At 41.7% G+C, this 18,843-nt stretch carries 9 protein-coding genes; 3 read left to right on the plus strand and 6 right to left on the minus strand.

Annotation, left to right across the window (positions count from 1 at the left end; translation table 11 throughout):
* The first annotated feature begins 76 nt into the window (after nt 1–76).
* From F9K23_13720 to paaJ, 3 genes are read left to right on the plus strand one after another with little or no spacing between them, the layout of a single operon-like run.
* Entirely contained in the window at nt 77–460 is a 384-nt protein-coding gene (locus F9K23_13720) for a 1,2-phenylacetyl-CoA epoxidase subunit B (protein ID KAB2914480.1), read from the plus strand.
* 11 nt (nt 461–471) lie between these two features.
* A complete protein-coding gene (paaC, locus tag F9K23_13725) occupies nt 472–1,230 on the plus strand; it encodes a phenylacetate-CoA oxygenase subunit PaaC (GenBank protein ID KAB2914481.1) in 759 nt (252 codons plus the stop codon).
* Nucleotides 1,231–1,288: 58 nt separating this feature from the next.
* Nucleotides 1,289–1,780, plus strand: a complete 492-nt coding sequence (gene paaJ, locus F9K23_13730) for a phenylacetate-CoA oxygenase subunit PaaJ (GenBank protein ID KAB2914482.1) — start codon at nt 1,289–1,291, stop codon at nt 1,778–1,780.
* A 21-nt stretch (nt 1,781–1,801) separates the two neighbouring features.
* On the opposite strand, the gene F9K23_13735 is transcribed toward paaJ, so the two are convergent.
* The 6 genes from F9K23_13735 to F9K23_13760 form a co-directional block, all read right to left on the minus strand.
* Complete coding sequence (locus F9K23_13735; protein KAB2914483.1) at nt 1,802–3,739, minus strand: T9SS type A sorting domain-containing protein; 1,938 nt, start codon at nt 3,737–3,739, stop codon at nt 1,802–1,804.
* Nucleotides 3,740–3,863: 124 nt separating this feature from the next.
* A complete protein-coding gene (locus F9K23_13740; GenBank protein ID KAB2914484.1) occupies nt 3,864–6,275 on the minus strand; it encodes a T9SS type A sorting domain-containing protein in 2,412 nt (803 codons plus the stop codon).
* A gap of 88 nt (nt 6,276–6,363) precedes the next feature.
* Nucleotides 6,364–9,264, minus strand: a complete 2,901-nt coding sequence (locus F9K23_13745; protein KAB2914485.1) for a T9SS type A sorting domain-containing protein — start codon at nt 9,262–9,264, stop codon at nt 6,364–6,366.
* Nucleotides 9,265–9,420: 156 nt separating this feature from the next.
* Complete coding sequence (locus F9K23_13750) at nt 9,421–12,378, minus strand: T9SS type A sorting domain-containing protein (GenBank protein ID KAB2914486.1); 2,958 nt, start codon at nt 12,376–12,378, stop codon at nt 9,421–9,423.
* Between the two features lie 110 nt (nt 12,379–12,488).
* Nucleotides 12,489–15,386, minus strand: a complete 2,898-nt coding sequence (locus F9K23_13755; protein ID KAB2914487.1) for a T9SS type A sorting domain-containing protein — start codon at nt 15,384–15,386, stop codon at nt 12,489–12,491.
* 8 nt (nt 15,387–15,394) lie between these two features.
* The gene (locus F9K23_13760; protein ID KAB2914488.1) at nt 15,395–18,748 is read right to left on the minus strand and encodes a hypothetical protein; all 3,354 of its coding nucleotides are present in this window, start codon (nt 18,746–18,748) and stop codon (nt 15,395–15,397) included.
* Nucleotides 18,749–18,843: the final 95 nt, after the last annotated feature.

An 18,843-nucleotide genomic window follows, 5' to 3' on the forward strand; every position in this document is an offset into this window, starting at 1 on the left:
TCTAAACACAAAATTGCTCCTATTTGTTTATATAAAATCATTAAACTAACTTGCGTTAGTTTTATACTACTGTACTATGATTATCAAATCGTTAGACCCCCGTGTGTCAAGGGCACAGATAGATGATGAGAAGCCGTTTGAGCATCCGTTAGAAAAATTAGACCAATTTGAAACCTACGAGGTATTTGCCCAAAAAAAGCGCGGCGAACACCATGTGCACGTTGGTTCGTTACACGCACCCAATATTGAAATGGCCTTATTATTTGCCAAAGAGCAATACGGCAGGCGAGGTGTATGCGTAAATATGTGGGTGGCCAAAACCGCCGATATGTTTGCTACGGACTACGATGACGAAGATATTTTCAGTACCGTACCCGATAAACAATACCGTGAGGCGGCCATTTACAAAGTGGTTGACCGTATTAATAAATTTAAAGAAGAGCAAGCGCAACAAGCCTAATACTTACTGCAATGAGCGACCAACTACACATAAAAGAGTTATTGTATAAAATGGCCGACGACCTGTTGATTATAGGCCATAGAAACGGTGAATGGACAGGTTTTGGCCCGTTGTTGGAAGAGGATATTGCTTTTTCATCAATGGCGCAGGACAAAATCGGCCAAGCATTGGCTCTGTACACCATTTTGAACCAAATGGGTGAGCAAGACCCCGATACTATTGCGTTTATGCGCAACGCTAACCAGTTTCACTGCAGCCAGTTAGTGGAGCAACCCAACGGCGAGTATGATTTTAGCCTTGTGCGCCACTTTTTGTACGACCATGCCGATTTGTTGCGTTTTGAATCGTTGGCCACTTCGTCGTTTTCACCGTTGGCTAAAGTAGCCCGTAAAGTAAAAGGCGAAGTGAAGTACCACGTGTTTCACGGCGATACGTTTTTGATGAAGTTGGGTAATGGTAACGAAGAAAGTCATGCCCGTATGCAAAATGCACTTGACGCAACGTTTAACCTTGCTTTGGGCATTTTTGAGCCCGGCGATGCTGAGGAACAACTAATAGGCGAGGGCATTTTTATTGGCGAGAAAGCATTGCAAGAACGTTGGCTAGAGGCGATTACTCCTGTGATATTGAAGGCCAACTTGCGCCTGCCTGCTGAAAATACTTGGCAGCCTGTATATGGTGGACGTAAAGGCCAACACAGTGCCCACCTGCAACCCCTGTTGGACGAAATGACGGAAGTATTCCGCATTGACCCGGGTGCAGAGTGGTAAGAGAGTTTCTGATTAACAATCATCGGGTTTCTAAACGCTAAAAAAAGAAGCCAACAGCATGATAGAAGAAAAAGATATATGGAGTGCGCTTGAGGAGGTAATGGATCCTGAAATTCCAACCATATCAATGGTGGATTTGGGGATTATTACCGGAGTGGATGTACTGGACGGCGGTAACGGCGTGAAGGTGCACATGACGCCTACGTTTTCAGGCTGTCCTGCTTTGCGCGTGATGGAAGACATGGTGCGCGAGCGATTGCAAAAAATGGACATTCCCCGCATTGAAGTAGAAACTACGTTTGATGTGGCATGGACTACTGACCGTATTACTGAAAAAGGCAAACAAGCCTTATTAAAACACGGGCTTGCACCCCCTGTGGAGCGCAAGCCCGGTTATATTGAACTGGATGTTTTAAACGATGTGGCTTGCCCGTATTGCGGAAGCCGCAATACTACTCTCAAATCTCCTTTCGGGCCTACGTTGTGCAGGGCATTGCATTATTGCAATAACTGCCTGCAAGCGTTTGAGCAGTTTAAACCTGTTTTTTAATCCCCTTCGCCAACCTCAGGATTACCGTTGTATCAATACTTTTCCTGTGTATTGTTTGCCTTGAGTATCAATAGCTTTAATAAGGTAAGTACCCGCGGCCAACTCGCTGATGTTTAATTCAGCTTTGTTGCCGTTTGCAGCAAAGCGGTGTGCTTTGCCCAACACATCTACCAGCAACACTTCTTTCAGTTCGCTCACGGCTTCAATAACCACTGTTTCCGAAGCAGGAGAGGGGTAAATGTGTAGCCCTAACTCAACCGGCGATTGTACAGAAAGGTAATTGCTGCCTATTTTTATGTAATTGGTTTTTACCAATAATTCGGCAGGGCAAATTCCATTATTAATAGAGAGGCTTATCGTATACTCGCCAGAGTTATTGTAGATATGTCGGGCATTGTATCCAAAAGTATTTACCATACTTCCTGAGTCGCCGAAATTCCACCGACTAATAAAGGTAGTATCAGCAGTGGATGTATTGGTAAAGTAAAACGTATCGTTTTGTAAGCCTACTGAATCATTAACAGTAAAGCCGATAGAAGGGCGCGCTACTACTCTTACCAGCAAGCTATCCTTAGCAGTGCAGTTAAGAGAATCTATATAACTGAAATTAAGTTGGTGCCAGCCCGGTTGGGCATCATAAGGTTTAAATGTATAAACAGTTCCCATTTTTAGTACTCCGTTTCCACTCCAAACGGAGTTTCCTGAAGGGGGTGTGGCTAATGTAACCGACGGAGCAGACTCGCAATAAATGGATTTTTGGGGATGGGGTGCACTTACCAAAGCCGATGTCCTTAAATGGTAGGTTTTCTCGGTTTTGCCAACCATAGGGCAGGCATTATCCTGCACAAATAATGTGAAGAAATAGTTTCCGCTAACAAGCATCGCCTGCGTCACGTTAAAGCAAATAGTCACCTTTAGCGTATCGTTTACGGTAGTATCTGTTACAACAGCATTGCTAAGGTTGTGTGCATACGAATAACTTAAGGTATCATCAATGTCCCCGTCAGTTACAGGAATGGTTATGCAGTGATTTCCTGCCGTACAAGCAAATATGTTGGATTGGTTGGGTACACCAATTTGAGGCACTTTGTTGTTAGGAAATGACACTACCAATAATTGTATATCGCGAATTACCTCACCAATTTGAACATAAGAACCGTTAATTTTTCTCCATTCTTTGGCCTTGATACTTACTACAGTAACCTCGTTTTGTTTTGTGGGACGGAAAGACATGTTACTGGTAAGGCTGTCGAATCTGAATCCTGCGGGGTGGTTTAAACTTGTATTAGGAAAGCCTAAAAAGGTTAACGGTTTTTTTGATGAAAAAGAGCCGCTGTAAGCGATAGATTGGTTAGCACCCGACAGCGGGTTTACTAGTTCATACGTTACCAAATCACCGTCAGCGTCTCTTGCGGCGTGGGTAAGACTTACGTTTTGTCCATAACCAAGCACAATAATCGGTTCACGCACAAATTCAGGCGACGAGTTCCCGTATGCCAAACACTTATCAAGTTTGGTTTCGATGTAAGAGTGCGCATTTGCTGAACCTGTTGTTATGGCTGAATTTCGGCAGCATTGCTCCCAACTAAGGGTATACTTACAGCTACTATCGTTTGGCAGTACAACAAAACCCGTAAAAATATACTCTTCAAATCCATAAGGGTAAGAACCGCCGGAGCACTTGCTTTGCAAGCTGCATTTGGGCAATACCCCTGTAATATCTTTCACAGATATTTGTGTGAGTGTAACCTGTGCTGTTGCCCCTTTTTCAGAGGTAACAATAAGAGGAATGTTTAATAGCGCTATACCATTACAATCACGGTATACTTTAAGCGTTACGAGTAAAGAGTCTCCGGCGTGATGTTTATAGGTAATATCTCCGCCCATTACATGCGTGGCATTTAAAAGTTTTGCGGAGAGCAGCAATGAAAGAAAGAGTGCAACAAATAACTTTTTCATAAAAATTTAAATTAGGTTAGTTATGCCATAAGGCATTAATCAAATAAGGCTCCGGTTCCTTAAAGGATAGGAAGCCTTTATATGAAAAAGGGTTGCTTTTATCTGAATTATTTCGTCGAATGTATTATTCTACTATCAACGTGGCTTTGTATAAATGGTGGTTATCAGTAATTATTTTTAATAAATAAAAGCCAGCGTCCACATTCTGTATATGTACGTTGTTACCCGTTACCATTACTCCATTGATTGCCTTACCTGTAACATCTGTTAGCGTGATTGATTTCACCGTTTCACCGTTTAATAACTGCACCGTAAAAACATCTTTGGCAGGGTTGGGGTATATTTTTAGTTGCTCACTAGTATGATATCCGACCCACGCTAACGGCCCCACTATAATTTGGTGCGTGCCTGATGTTGTATTTTGGCAGTTTGCAGTATAAGCTGTTAACCGCATGCTATATTTTCCGGTATCGTTAAAAGTGTGAGTATAAGTACTGTCGCCAACTATGGTTGTATCGGCAAAAGCAGAATCGGCAGTAAAGATTTCCCAACGCCAGCGGATTGCTTTTGGTGTTGCTGTTCCCTCAAAATTTACCTGAACAGGGGGATGTCCGTACAAGGTGTCCGTGGTAAATGAAACAACAGGGGCTTGCAGGACAACTATTACGGTGCTGTCTTTAATGGCACAACCGTTACTGTCAGGCGTTTCATAGTGTATTTTGCTGCGTCCTATGGGTAATGTATGCGGCAACAGACTATCACCAACAATACTGCCTGCGGGGGCTATCCACTGCCCGCCTGCGGGTAGGCCTGTAATAACGTACGGGGTATGGTTGTTACAAACACTATCAGGCGAAGTAATAGTAACCTTACCTTTTACAAAAACACCAGTTTTAATAGTGTCAATAACTAAGCACCCTATACTGTCGGTAGTATTGATGATATAGGTTTTGGGTTGTGTAATAGCTGTTTGGTAACTTGTGCCAACGTGATTAATGGATGTCCATTGGTGGATGTATGGTGGTGTACCAATTTTGGGGGAAAGGGTTAATGTGAAGGTATCGGCAGGGCAAACGCTGGTATCGGCTGTTTTATTTAGGGTGAGATGGTAAGGAAGCTGTATGAAAACGGAATCTTTGGTTACAAAGCTGCACGAGTTGTTGAAGGTGGTAGTTACGGTGTACGGAAACCACCCGCTACTGTCAAAATTAATCAGTACAGAATCTTGACTGATTGCCAAAATAGTTCCTCCTGTGGCAACAATTTTCCGTTTAACGGTGCTGTTAGCTCCTAATTTCATTTTTAATAAGAACTGTGAGCATTTTACCTCTTTCTTTTCAATTTCTATGAATGCAGAGTCAGGCTCAGGATATACGGTAATACCAAATACCCTTGTGGTTTTTGCATTAGGCCCGCATTCGTCATCATTAACCCTCACTTCAAAGTAGTGCGGCCAGTTACGTATATCTGCTTGTGTAGGGGTCCAGCAAAAAGTACCCGTTGGGTATTTTCCGTTTTGGTTAATGGTAAACATAGCATTTTTTATCCCGTTGTTCCATTCCATCCTAAGTGTGTCATCGGTATCAGGGTCGGTTGGCGTAAAGGAAATACATATTTCTTTGCCGGCGCAAACGCTATAAGTTGGGGAGCCGGTTAGCCTAGGAGTCTTGTTGTTGGGGCTAGGAAAGATCATCACCAAATGTTCCATAAGAGTCTTTCCAACGGCAGTCATGACTCCGTTAATCCGCCTATACTCAATAGCCTCAATACTGATTATGGCAACTTCGTATTGTCTTGTGGGACGAAAAGATAGTTGTGATGTGGTACTGTCAAAATGAAAACCGGCGGGATAAGAGAGAGTCGTGTTAGGAAATCCTAAAAAGGATAATGGCCTATTTGGTGACCAACTTCCACTGTGCGAGGCAACAGAATTTGGTCCGATTAAAGGAAAAGCCAATCTAAATCCTACAGAATCATTATCAATGGTGTCTATAAAACCCACTGACATGGAAAGGTCTTGTCCAACAACATTAATAAAATGGGGTGTAAGGGTTGGGTGTACCGAGTTATTACCGACACACTTGTTTATCAGTGCATAAATATAGGTGGGAGTATTGGCTTGGCCTGTTGAGATATTGCTATAGCGGTTATTCCCTTGCCAGCCAACGGTTACTTCGCAACTGCTGCCGCTTAGGTTAATTAGGGTGGTATATAGGTATTCTTTTATTCCATAAGTGCCTGTACCGTTACACTTGCTACCCGTTGGGCAATTGTAGTATGTACCCGTAACATCGGTTACGGTTTGAAGCACCATACCCATTTTATAGGTAGTGTTTGCATAGCTTATGGTTAAGCTGTCGTAAGGGGTAAAAGTACTATCCCCGCATAAAGCAAATATTCGCGTAGTAACAAGGTAATTTGTCGAATCGATGGAGCGGTAGCTAATATTGCCCCCTGCAATAAGGTTTGCCTGTAGAGCTGCTTTTGATAAAATAAGCAATAAAATAACGAATAATACTTTGTAGAGATTTTGCATACAATACAGGTTCTTTATGTGTAATAGGAAAAAGAACCCGTATTGTAGCGGTTTAGTTGCCTGTGTTATCTGCTTTTCGATTAAATAATTATTCTATAATTATTGAACCGCTGTATGCTTTTTTTGCATCCGTAAACACTCTCAGCATATAAACTCCTGTATTTAAATCAGTTAGTAGTAATTTATCCCCGATAACCTCAATATTTTTTATCTCCCTGCCCATAATATCGGTAAGAAGTATTACAGCAATATTTTCACCTTTTGGTAAGGCCAGCCAAACTTGGTTAGTCGCAGGGTTAGGGTATATTTTTAGCGCTTCGGGTTTACCTGCAATCAGGTTAACGTTGGTTGGCTGACTAACCCTTATATAATTAGTTTTTATTACAGTATCGGGCTCGCAAACGCCATCGTTAATCACCAATTTTACGGTATATAATCCCGTATCGGCAAAAGTAAATTTAGGGTCTTTATCTGTTTTGGTGTTCAACGCTGTTTCAGGTAATCCAAATACCCACTTACTTGTAAAGGCAGTATCGGCAGTAGTAAGGTTAGTAAAACTTACCTCAGTGTTTTTGGCTACTGTTGTGTTGTTGGCTGTGAAATCTATTGCAGGAGTTGCCATGACCCTAAAATATGTACTGAGTGAGTTTGTACAGCCCGATGAAGGGCTTGTGTATTGGTATTTTTGATAGTGCAATCCTCTTCCGGCCACAGGGGGCATAAAATAATTGCCTGTAACGGCTGTTCCGCTCCATACGCCTCCGGTTGGTACAATCGCAGTTGTTAAATCAATAGTATCGATAGTAATGCACACGAGGGGGCTAAACATACCCTGCAGTGCGGGCAAGGGTTTGTATAAGAGGGTATGCGTTGCAGAGTCTTTACAGCCCACGCTATCGGTTACCGTGGCAAGAAACTGCAGCGGACCGAATTGTTGTGTCTCATAAACAATTAAGCTGTTGTTGCCGGTGTTTGAAGGCTTCCAAACAATATTGTACGGCGATGCGGTACCGCTAACGTTTGCAGTTAATACAACACTATCCCGCAAGCAAGCTTCTGTGTTTCCGGTTATATTTATTTTAGGATTGTTAACGGTTACAACTACAGTATCAGAGGTTTCGCATCCCAAGTCGTTTAGCTTAAATATATATAACCTTGAAGAAGCCGGAAAATCATTGATTGTTTGTTGCTGCAACGAATATCCATCCCAACTGTAAACCGGACTTACAGTATCGTTCATAGCTGCAGTGAGATTAATGGAGCCTCCCTTGCATAGCACGTAAGCTCCCGAAGCAACTACTTGTGGTGCGGCATAACTAATTTTTATAGTATCTGTGGAGGTACACCCGGCACTGTCAACTACTTTTACCGTGTAGGTATTAATGCCTTTTGGAACGTGGATAGTGTAAGCACCTGTTACAGTATCATTGCCCCAAATGTAATTTAGCGGGGCTATAAAATCAGTAACTACAGGCTGAATGGAAATGATGGAATCATTACACAAAACAGTATCGGCACCTAAACGGGCTTTGATTTTTATTGACGTGGGCACAATCGTCGAGTCATACATTGTCTGGCTATTACAATAATCAGGAGAGCTAACAGTTAGTTTAGCCCTGCTAATGCCGGGAGTGTTTAGGTGTTTGGTAAGTACAAACCTGTTGGTGCTGTTATAAGTACTATCGGGTGCTTGTACATTCCAATTATAGTCAACATGGTAGTTGTTGTTACTGTTAGCACTCCAAGTAATGCTTGTACAATTATTTGCTTTGTTAATGGTAAAAAGGTCGGGGATGTTTTTTGAACGCATCCCTATAACGAAGGTTTTGGTGATTGAAACTGCTTTCGGGCAGGCATTGTCTTCAGCAGTAACCATAATATATCGTTGTGTGCCCGAAAAGTATTCTGCTGAATCTACTAAAAAGCAAACTTTCAACACGGGTGCGTTGGCACTTCCGGTTCTGGAGAAAGTGGCATTTTTGAGGTTATGCTGCCATGATAAAATAACAGAATCACCGGCATCACTGTCTTTAATGGAAATTTCGAAGCAATGCGTACCGATTGAATCGCAGATGTTAAAAACATTTGCCGCAGGTTTAAGAAAAGTAGGCCCTTCATTGCCTGAGGGAGAATACATCTCGATACTGTGAACACGATTAATTTGCCCTATTATGGTCATTACCCCGTTAACTTTCCTCCATTCAGTTACTTTTAATGAAAGCAGGGTTTTTTCATTTGCTTTAACCGGTCTGAAAGCAAGATTACCTGTACCGTTACTATTATCAAGGCTAAACCCACCGGGAAGATTTAGTGCAGCATTTGGAAACCCCAAAAAAGTAATGGGTTTTGCAGCACTGTGCGAGCCGCTGTAAGTAATAGCTGTTGAAGCATCTCTTCTGGGCGAAGTCAGCTCATAAGAAATACTATCACCTGATAAGCTATCCACTGCGTGGTAACTGATGAAGGCATCCTTTGCAACGGGTAATAAAAATGTTGGCATTTTATCAAATACGGGCGAGGAGTTTTGCAAGCACTTATTAAGTTTTGCTTCAAAATAAAGAACGGTAGATGATGCGCTAATGGTTGAGTAGCCGCCGCCGCAACATTCTTGCCTACTAAGCGTTATTTCGCAACAGTTAAATGAGGAAAGGTCTATTTCCCCTTCCCATACATTTGCTTCTATCCCGTACGGAAACGTTCCTATTCCGCAGGTCCCTAATGCCCCGCCACAAGCAGGGTTGGTTTGGGTAATATCAGTAACTTTGGTTTTTGTTAATGTAAATGCCGCACTGTCGGTATTGCACGATGCGACTATTACCCCACCTGAAATTTGCGAGGAACTACCACAGTCGCGATACAATGTAAGCGTTACCCAATATTTATTTTGCGAAAGGTATTTATAAGTAATCTCACCCCCTAATATATGCGAACCTTTAATTGCGCTAAAACAGATGAATAGCAATATGGCTGAAAGTATAAATTTCTTCATAGGAATCACAGATAGATTTGTAATTCAAAATTAAAAATATAAAAAATTATAAATGTGTGTTAAATACCAATATTACAATACGTTGACCCAAAAATGATGTTGTATTTACAAAACACAAAGCCTTTTGCAGTTAAGACATTTATAGAATGAAATTTATCAATGCAATACAGCTATTTGTGCTGTTCCATGCCTGCCGTCAGCAGTAGTAATTTTGATTACATAAGTAGCAGTGCTTAAACCTTCAGTATTTATGGTTGCTTTTTGGCCGTCAATTGTAGCAGGTACATTCCAAACCCTGCCCAAAACATCAGTTATTATTACAGTACTTATTTCGGTATCCGTTTCTACAATCACAAAGTTATTTGCAGGATTCGGAAATGCTTTTAGTTGTTCAGCAGTTATATCGCCAACTCCAATTGAGGACTGTTTGGGTTCATAAACCCTTATATAATTAGTTTTTATAATAGAATCAGGTTTACAAAAGCCGTCGTTTACCACCAATTTTACAGTATACAGTCCTGTATCGTTGAACGGAAACTTAACATCTCCTGTTGTTCTTGTGTTAGCAGGCGTTTCAGGTAATCCAAACACCCATTTATTAGTAAAGGAAGTATCTGCCGTTGATTGGTTTACAAATTGCAATACAGTGCCTTGTATTACTGTATTACTGTCAGCGGTGAAATTTATAATCGGTGGATTTATAACCCGTTGAAACGTTTTTGTGGTATTAGAGCAGCCTGTTAGCGGGTCGGTGTAGTCGTATTGCAGGTAATGGAGGCCTGTGCCTGCCGCAGAAGGACTGAAGCTTCCTGCGGTTACTCCATTACCGTTCCAAATTCCACCCGTTGGAGTTACTGCTGTCGCAAGGTTTACATTTGGAGTAGTAATACAAACGGGGGGTAATTTTGTAAGAGTTAATGCAGGTATGGGATTTAGTAATGCTCTACCATTTATTGTGGTTTTACACATTATAGAATCCGAGACCCTTGTTGTAAAATAGGTATAGCCCGGGGCACTGTTTTTAGTAGCTACCTTTACAGAAGTACCCGTTAATGTGTAAGTGTCCCAATATATCGTATAAGGAGGAACACCCCCTGATGCAGTTACAGTAAGCGTCATAGTATCCCCGATGCAATACACACTGTCGTGCTGGTAGGTGAGTGTAGGTGCCGAAGAAAGTACGGTCATGCTATCCTTAAATAAACAACCACTGTCTTGCACTTCAAAAACAAAGGTTGTGGCAGTTGTTATAGCAGTTTTTATTTGTAAAGTGTTGGCTGTAAAGCCCTTCCATCCAAACGAAGGGTTTGCTGTGCCATAAAAGGACGCTGAAAGAAGGAAACTATCGTTTTTGCAAACTGCCTTATTTCCTGAAAGAGTTATAGTGGGGGAGATGTAATTAACGAAAAGAGTGTCTTTTGAAACACAACCATTACTATCTGTCATAGCTACCATGTAATTTCTTCCGTGTAGTAAGGGGATAATAGTTGTAGTATCAGTAGTTGCACCGCTTGACCATTGGTAGGTATAGGGAGGTTTACCATAAACAGGTTTTGCAGCAATAGTTACTGCCGCACCTCCGCATAACATCGTATCGCGTCCTGCACTCACCTTTACTATTTCTAAGTTAGATACATGTATGGAATCAACGTACTTATAATATCTGCATCCCGCGGTTACCCACGTTTCTGCTTTTACCCAACCGGTATCTTTTAAAGTAACAGTTATATTATCTGCTATTGCAGTTGCGGCTACCCCATTTGCACTTATGTCCCATGTATATGTTACAAGCCCTGACGGGTGGCGGTTGTTTAAGGAAAAGTGGGCTTTTCCGCAGCTCGAGGATTTTTTAATAGTGGCACTGTCAGTAAACGTATTATAGGATCTCCATAAGCCGTATGTTTTCACAGTCCTACCCATAACAGGGCAAGCATCATCTTTTACCTCCAACGTAAATGCGTTCTCAATTCCATCTATTGGCATACTATCGGTTAAGTACCGCACAAACACAGTTCTTCCGTAAGCCCCGCCTAAAAGTTTAGCAGATGCCCATTTAAGATTGTGCTGAAGATTTAATGTAAGAGCTTGGGTAGCATCATTTTCATTAATTTCAATAACTGCTATACCGGTATCACCTGAGCAGGCGGCATAAAGCCCTGAGCCTTTTTGCACCGGAGGTCGGTTAGCGCCCGTTATTGATGATTGAGAAACAAATAAAGTAACTTCTTTTCGATATCTTCCAATTATAGTTGGTGTTCCCGCAATCTTTCTCCATTCAGTAGCTTCTACAACAATAACCGTGATTTCATTTTGCTTGGTGGGCCTAAAAGTAAGGTTTCCTCTAATGGCATCGAACTGAAATCCGGCAGGGCTGTTTAAGTTAGCATTCGGAAACCCTAAAAATGTTATCGGTTTTTGTGCTGAAAACGATCCTCCGTAAGCAATATTGCTCCCTTGCGCACTTTGCGGATTAATTAATTTATAACTGATAGAATCCTTTTCTATAGGGTCTTGAGCTGAAAAATTAAGAATTTGGTCGGTACCGACTGTAAGTAGTAAAACAGGGTCTATTTTGCTCCACTCAAAATTGCTAACAATGCATGTATTTATCATTGCTTCGGTGTAATAGTTTGCACCCTGGGCTCCGGTAGTTATGGATGTGCTTCGGCAACACTGGTCCCAGCTAAGGGTTACTTCGCAACAACTCAAGCTGTTTAAATCAATTGTACTTTCAAACACACGTTTTTCAAACCCATAGGAAAAACTGCCCGAACAACTGCTTGATACACCACAAGCGCTATTTGTACCGGTAATATCGGTAGTTGAGACTTGAGTTAAGCTGAATGATTTTGAACCTGCTGAGCAAAGTGCAAATAATTGACCTGTTATTATGCTTATTGAGTTACAGTCTCTATAGGTGGTTAGAGTGATTAGATACTTTTTGTTTCCCAGTGATTTGCATTCAAGTTGTGAGCCCAACAAATGGTCACCAAGTGAGATTGAAACAGAAGCAAAAAATACTAATAAGAGTAATGATAGTTTTTTCATAACACGAGGTGGTTGGTATAGCAAAGATACCAGACATAAATAGCCGCTGTTACCCCAAATAACCATTTGACATGGCAATGACGGTAATTTGAACCTATTATTACAAAACAAACGACCCCGTGTATTTAAACACGAGGCCGTTTTGCAATTACAATATACTTTAAAATGAAACGTTGCTAGCGCAATACAGCCACTTGGGCTATCCCTTGTTTACCATCAACGGTGGTTATTTTAATCATATAGGTGGCAGTACTTAAACCCTCAGTATTTATAATAGCTTTTTTGCCTTCAATATTTATGGGTGCATTCCAAACCCTGCCCAAAGCGTCAGTTATTGTTACAGCACTTATTTCAACATCAGCTTCAACAACTACAAAGTCATTTGCAGGGTTGGGGTATAGTTTTACGTTTGCTGGGATTAGTTCGCCAACACCCACATTCGAAGTCACCACTATTACATCGGTTTTTTCAACCGTATCAGCGCAAGAGCCCTTGGTAGCAACTAAAACAACGGTGTATTTACCCTCGGTAGTAAATGTGTAAGTAGTGTGGCGTTGTGTGCTGGTATGTACTACTGCGCCTGTGCTGTCTTTTACTATCCAATTCCACGTTGCAGAGGTATCAGCAGTGGTATTAAACAAACCCACCATTAAAGGTTTGTTTCCCATATTAGTGCTGGGCATAAAATCAGCGATAGGAGTAGCATTAATGGTTATCGGAGTAGTTTTTTCGCCCAAGCAACCTGTAGTTGGGTCGGTATAAGAATATTTCAGTGTAAAGCTGCCTGCACCGCTGGTATTGGTATTAAAATCAGTACCGGTAACAGAAGGTCCGCTCCATGCACCGCCTGTTGGTGAAGCCGTTAATGAAACCAGTCCTGTGTTTTGACAATGGCTGCCGGGTGCAGTTAGGTTAACAACGGGCAAATCATTAATGGTAACGGAGTCTGTTTTGGTGCTTTGGCAACCCAAATCATCGGTTACAGTTGTATAAAAATATATTTTGCCTGCTGAAACGGATGGGCTAAGGGCAATATTTTCTCCGCTTTTTGAGAAAATAGGCCAATCAACCGTGTGTGTGCCTAAACCTCCTGAGGTGGTGGATGAAAGCCTTATAGAATCGCCCACACATTGCGTATGATCGTGAGTTAAGGTTACGATTGGAGCTGAAGCAAATACATCATGTGTTTGGGTAAGTAAACAACCCGAACTATCAGCTAATGCAAAAACGAATTGTTTTGAGGCTGTTAATTTTGTGCGGATAACCGCTTGACCTGTCGCAAAACCTGACCATTGGTAAACAGGTTTAATGGTATTGCTTACTGTAGCGGTAAGGGTAATACTGTCGTTTACACATTTAGCAGTATCGCCGCTAAGTACAGCGGTTGGATTATAGTATTTTACCAGCACAGTGTCTTTTGCTACGCAACCTGCAGAGTCGGTTAGCTCAAGCCCGAAAGTATTTGTTCCCAACGCCAATGTTTTTGCAATAGCAGCGGTTGAGTCACCCGTGCTCCATTGGTATTTAAATGGGGCGTTTCCGTTGGTAATTGCTGATGAAACCGTATAAGCGGAAGTAAAGCATACCGAACTGTCTTTACCCACCTGTACCGACATAAAATTGGATTGTGGGATAAATATTGAATCGTTGTAAGTACGAGTATCGCAAAAAGCATTAGAGCTAACTACCATTTTTATCTTGTGCCAGCCCGATTCTTTCACATCATTAACAGTAAGAAGATTGGCTGTAGGCTCCGTATAGGTGTTATTGGCCGATTTGATTTCGAAAAGAGTATTAAAACCAGAGGTTACGGATGAGCCATTTATAAAGGCAGCATCTAACCTTCGGCAGCTTAGTGCTTTGTTTAAAGCAAAGCTATCGGGCATGTGAGGCCCTATGCGCAGCTTATACACTTTTGTGCTGCTTCCTCTTAGGGGGCAAACGTTATCAAATACTTTTGCAAGTATTTCTAAGGGTTTGTTTGAGTTTACTTCGGCCGAGTCTAATGTTACACATACTTTCATTATCGGCCTTTTTACAGTGCCTATGTTTGTTATTACAACACTATCCAATAAATGGTCGAACGTAAAAGTTAAAGTATCATCAGTATCGTAATCATCAGCCGTAATGTTGAAACAATAAGTTGATGAAGTACCGCACATCATAATATCATCAGATGTGGTTGTAAATAAAGGGATTTTATTATTTGGCGAGGGAATAACCATGTGGTGCAAATCTCTAATAACCGTACCTATTTTGGTTTTTACTCCGTTAATCATGCGCCATTCGCTAACTTTAACTGAAATAACAAAAACCTCATTTTGTCTAGTTGGTCTAAACCTAATAAGACCGGTAGAGTTATCAAAATGGAAGCCGGCAGGAAGACTAAGGTTTGCATTTGGAAAGCCCAGAAAGGTAAGAGGTTTGGTTGGAGACCATGAACCGGAATAACTTATTATAGTATCAAGACCCGAGTATGGGTCAATTAGCTCATAGGTGAGCATATCATAATTAGGGTCGGTGTTTTTAAAATTCAGGCTAATATCTTGACCTACGGGAAGAAGTACCTGTGGGGTAGATGAAAAAACCGGCGATGAATTGGTTGGCGCAAGGCATTTGTTTATGGTAGCCTCTGTATAAAAGTAATTCCCTGCTGCGCCGGTAGTGATGTTTGCTGCCCGGCAACAATCCTTCCAGCCTAAACGGTAAAAACAACAGGTATCTCCGCCAATATAAACAGTAGTTGTATAAACGCGGTCTTCAACACCGTATGCGTAGCTGCCTGTGCAGCGGCTTTGCATACTACAGTTAATCCCCACACCGGTAATATCAGTAGATGAAATTAGGGTTAAAGGAAAGTAGGTAGTTTTGCAGGCTGATGTAACACTTATGGGGGGGATTGGTGCAACAATAGAATTGCAATCTCTGTACAGGTGTAAAGTAACCAATAAGCTATCGTTACCCTTGTTTACATAAGTTATGTCGGCACCTATTACGTGCCCTGCTTTGGTGTCTTGTGCAGCAATGCATAAAAATGCAATCGCAAAAAATAGTTGGTAAAAAGCCTTCTTCATAATCAATATTATTTAGTAATAATAAAACTGTATTGATATTGTACCCCGAATATATCCGTAAGTAATAGATGATATACACCGGCTTCAAAAGCATCAGTGGCAATTGTTGCCTTTTGCGCACCAATATCAGGTACTCCTGCGTTTATTGTGCGGCCTGTAATGTCGGTAATACGGATAGCAGCAATGTTTTCACCTTCTACGGTAAGCATATTGCTTAATGCAACGGGGTTGGGGTATATTTTGTAATGTGAATTTGCAATGGATTGTATTCCTACATTTTTAGTAACAGTTATCAGGTCTTTCTTTTCAATGGTGTCTGAACAAGTGCCGTTAGATACTATCAGTCTTACATTGTAGGTACCCAAGCTTGTAAACGTATACGTAAAGTTTTGTTGGGTTGATGTGGTTACTATTGTGTTGGCAGCATTTGTTATTAACCAGTTCCAGCTGCTGGCTCCTCCTGATGTTAAGTCAAGAAACTGAACGGTAAGCGGTAGGTTGCCTACGTTATTACTATTTGTAAAGGCTGCAACAGGTACGTTATTGGTAACGTGTATGTTTACGGTATCTGTCATCGGGCAACTGTTTGACCCCATAAAGCTGTAGAACAAACTGTGGTTACCACTACCTGCAACGGCAGGGTTAAACGAAGTGCCTGTAACGCCATTGCCTTGCCAGCTTCCTGTACTTGGCGATGCCATTAATGCAACGGGTTGAGCATTGGCGCAAACCTGCGCGGGTGCCGTAATGGTTGCCCTGTTTCTGGGGTGTACACTAACTCTGATATCATCATCGTCTTGACAGCCAAAACTATCAGTAACAATAACCTTATAAGTGTTGGTTGTATAAACCGCAAACGAGGTAGTATCAGTAGTAGCACCGTTAACCCAACTGTAAGTATAAGGGGCTTTGCCTATTGATGCGGTTGCTTTTAGTGCGGCGGTAGCTCCGTAGCAGACCGTAAAATCAGCACCGGCAAACGCCATTGGGTTTTGGAAGGGAGTCATAAACAATGTATCGGTAGCTGAACATGCAACGCTATCGGTTACAGTTACCCTTATCTGGCGGGTAGCAAGCGAAACAGTAAACAAAAATATAGGCGATGTGGGAGATAATGAATTCCATGAATAAGTCAAAGGCCCGCTACCTCCACTACTTGCTGAGGCATCAAGGGTAATTTTTGTGCCAACGCATGCACTATCTGTAGCAGGTAACGAAACAGTGATGGCAGGATTGCTTTTTACCACTAAGGTATCGTAGGCAATACAACCTCTGCTGTCTGTTATAGAAATGGTAAACACAGAGTCAGCGGTTGGGGTATAAGTATAAGAAGCTTTGTTGGTTTGAATAATAGGCCAGGGGAACGAGAACGGACCTGCCCCGTCAACCGCAGTGGCAACTACAGTAGCAGATTTGTTGTGGCAAATAACCCTATCGGCACCTAAATCAAGGCTAAACTTAAATACATTTACTTTTCGGGTAATAATGTCGTAACAGCCTGTAGAATCAGTTACTTTTAAATTAAATCGGGCAGAGTCGTTTATCTGTCGGGTGATGCTTTGTGTAGTGTCAATGCCAACCCATTCATATTTAAAAGGCGCAATACCCGATACGGGTTTGGCGGTTAATTGCAGTTGTGTATAACGGCATACGGTTGTATCAGGACCAATAGAAGCAAGTGGCGCTGAAACAGCCACACGTATAGAATCAGTACCTAAGCAACCTGCTCCGTCAACCGCAGTTACTTTGTAGTACTTAGTAGCCAGCATAGGTATTCTTGCAATACCGCTGTGTTCAGTAGCATTGTCATCCCACCAAAACTTATACGGACCGCTGCCGTTTGAGGGTGTAGCGCTAAGTTGCAGAGTATCAAATTTGCACGATACAGTATCGTTTGAGGTGTTTAATTGCAGGGCGTATAACGGAGAAATAAAAACAGAATCACGCTCATAATTGCCAAAACAGCCAAACTTGTTTTTACTCCTTATGGCAAAGTGGTTCCAGCCCGGCTTGTTGAAGTACATAATTGCCGAGTCGCCGATAATGGTATCAAAAAATCCGTTTTCAATTTTCCAGTCAAGCGTAAGGTCGGGAAAAGAATCCTTATAAGCCTTTACAATTACCTTGTTGCAACCCACCACCACTTTTTCAACAGCGTGGTTACTGCTGTCATAACCCTTCCTTACATAAATGGCATGTGTATTTTGCATATAAGCATTGGCAACGCATTGATTGCTGATAGTACCTACAACATACAAGTAGGGGGCTCTTCTAATTTGCGCGATGGTTGGGGTCCAGCATAAGGTGGCCATTGGGTTGGGTGTATTGGTTACGTTGGTAATAGTTGCACCCGGTATATTCTGGCTCCAGCCGGCAAAAAAGGTAGTGTCAACGCCACCTGTAGTGATGTTTATACATTTGCTTACACCGCTGCATGTAGACTCATCGGCAGTGCTAATTGTCGGCATACTCATGTTTGCAGATGAAACAACATTAACCATTATCTCTAATCTACTAAAGCCTACCAACGTTTCGGTTCCGTTTACTTTTCGGTATTCCCGTGCTTCAATACAAACTATCCCTATTTCATTCTGTTTGGTTGGTCTAAAATTAATTTCTCCCGTAACATTATCCATGCGAAAACCGGCAGGGTTAGAAAGGCTTACGTTTGGAAAGCCTAAAAATGTAAGCGGTTTTGTGTAGCTAAAACTTCCGGCATAGGAAGCAACAGTACTGGCTGCAGTATAAGCAGGGGCCAGTATAAACGACACTGAATCTTGAGTGTCGTCATACTCCATCATGGCGTGGTTAATGGTAATATCCTTTCCTACGGGGAGTAAAAAGCGGGGATGTTGTACCAGTTTGGGAGCGGTATTTTTTCCGCCGCATTTATTTACCCATGCAAAGTTGTACATATCAGTAGTGGCCATGCCTGTTGAAATGGCTCCGCTGCGGCAGCACTCAGTTATTGCAAAACTATACTCGCACGCACCGCCTGAAATGTTAATTGTATCCGCAAATTCCCAAGCCTCAATACCATAATTTCCTGAGCTTGTGCAACGACTGCCTAACGTACAGCCTGATAGGGAATATAAATGGGTGATATCGGTTTTGTTGATATACGTTGTTGTGCTGGTAAATGTACCCGTTGATTTTCCGGTAACTGTAAGTACAGGACTTGAAGGGACTAAGCCATTGCAATCACGGTATAGTGTTACGTAAACGATATAGTTAACTGAATCGATGGCTTTATAAGTAATATGTGAGCCCATGGTTGCATTTGCTGATGCCGAATAAATCTGGCTTAAAAAAATAAGCGAAAAAATAAATGCACCTCGTAATTGATAAAATTTCCTTTTCATAAAAGATGGTATAGGCTTGTATAAGAAAGATACGTTGGTGTAGGTTATACGTTGCTTATTTATGGGCAATTTATTTGTAATTATTTAACAATGCC

The sequence above is a fragment of the Bacteroidota bacterium genome, from assembly GCA_008933805.1.
Lineage (GTDB): Bacteria > Bacteroidota > Bacteroidia > UBA8524 > UBA8524 > SB11.

Bases quoted from the DNA above. Each gene is read 5' to 3' on its own strand.
- F9K23_13720 (KAB2914480.1), top strand. From the start codon at position 77: ATGATTATCAAATCGTTAGACCCCCGTGTGTCAAGGGCACAGATAGAT.
- paaC (KAB2914481.1), top strand. From the start codon at position 472: ATGAGCGACCAACTACACATAAAAGAGTTATTGTATAAAATGGCCGAC.
- paaJ (KAB2914482.1), top strand. From the start codon at position 1,289: ATGATAGAAGAAAAAGATATATGGAGTGCGCTTGAGGAGGTAATGGAT.
- F9K23_13735 (KAB2914483.1), bottom strand. From the start codon at position 3,739: ATGAAAAAGTTATTTGTTGCACTCTTTCTTTCATTGCTGCTCTCCGCA.
- F9K23_13740 (KAB2914484.1), bottom strand. From the start codon at position 6,275: ATGCAAAATCTCTACAAAGTATTATTCGTTATTTTATTGCTTATTTTA.
- F9K23_13745 (KAB2914485.1), bottom strand. From the start codon at position 9,264: ATGAAGAAATTTATACTTTCAGCCATATTGCTATTCATCTGTTTTAGC.
- F9K23_13750 (KAB2914486.1), bottom strand. From the start codon at position 12,378: ATGGTTATTTGGGGTAACAGCGGCTATTTATGTCTGGTATCTTTGCTA.
- F9K23_13755 (KAB2914487.1), bottom strand. From the start codon at position 15,386: ATGAAGAAGGCTTTTTACCAACTATTTTTTGCGATTGCATTTTTATGC.
- F9K23_13760 (KAB2914488.1), bottom strand. From the start codon at position 18,748: ATGAAAAGGAAATTTTATCAATTACGAGGTGCATTTATTTTTTCGCTT.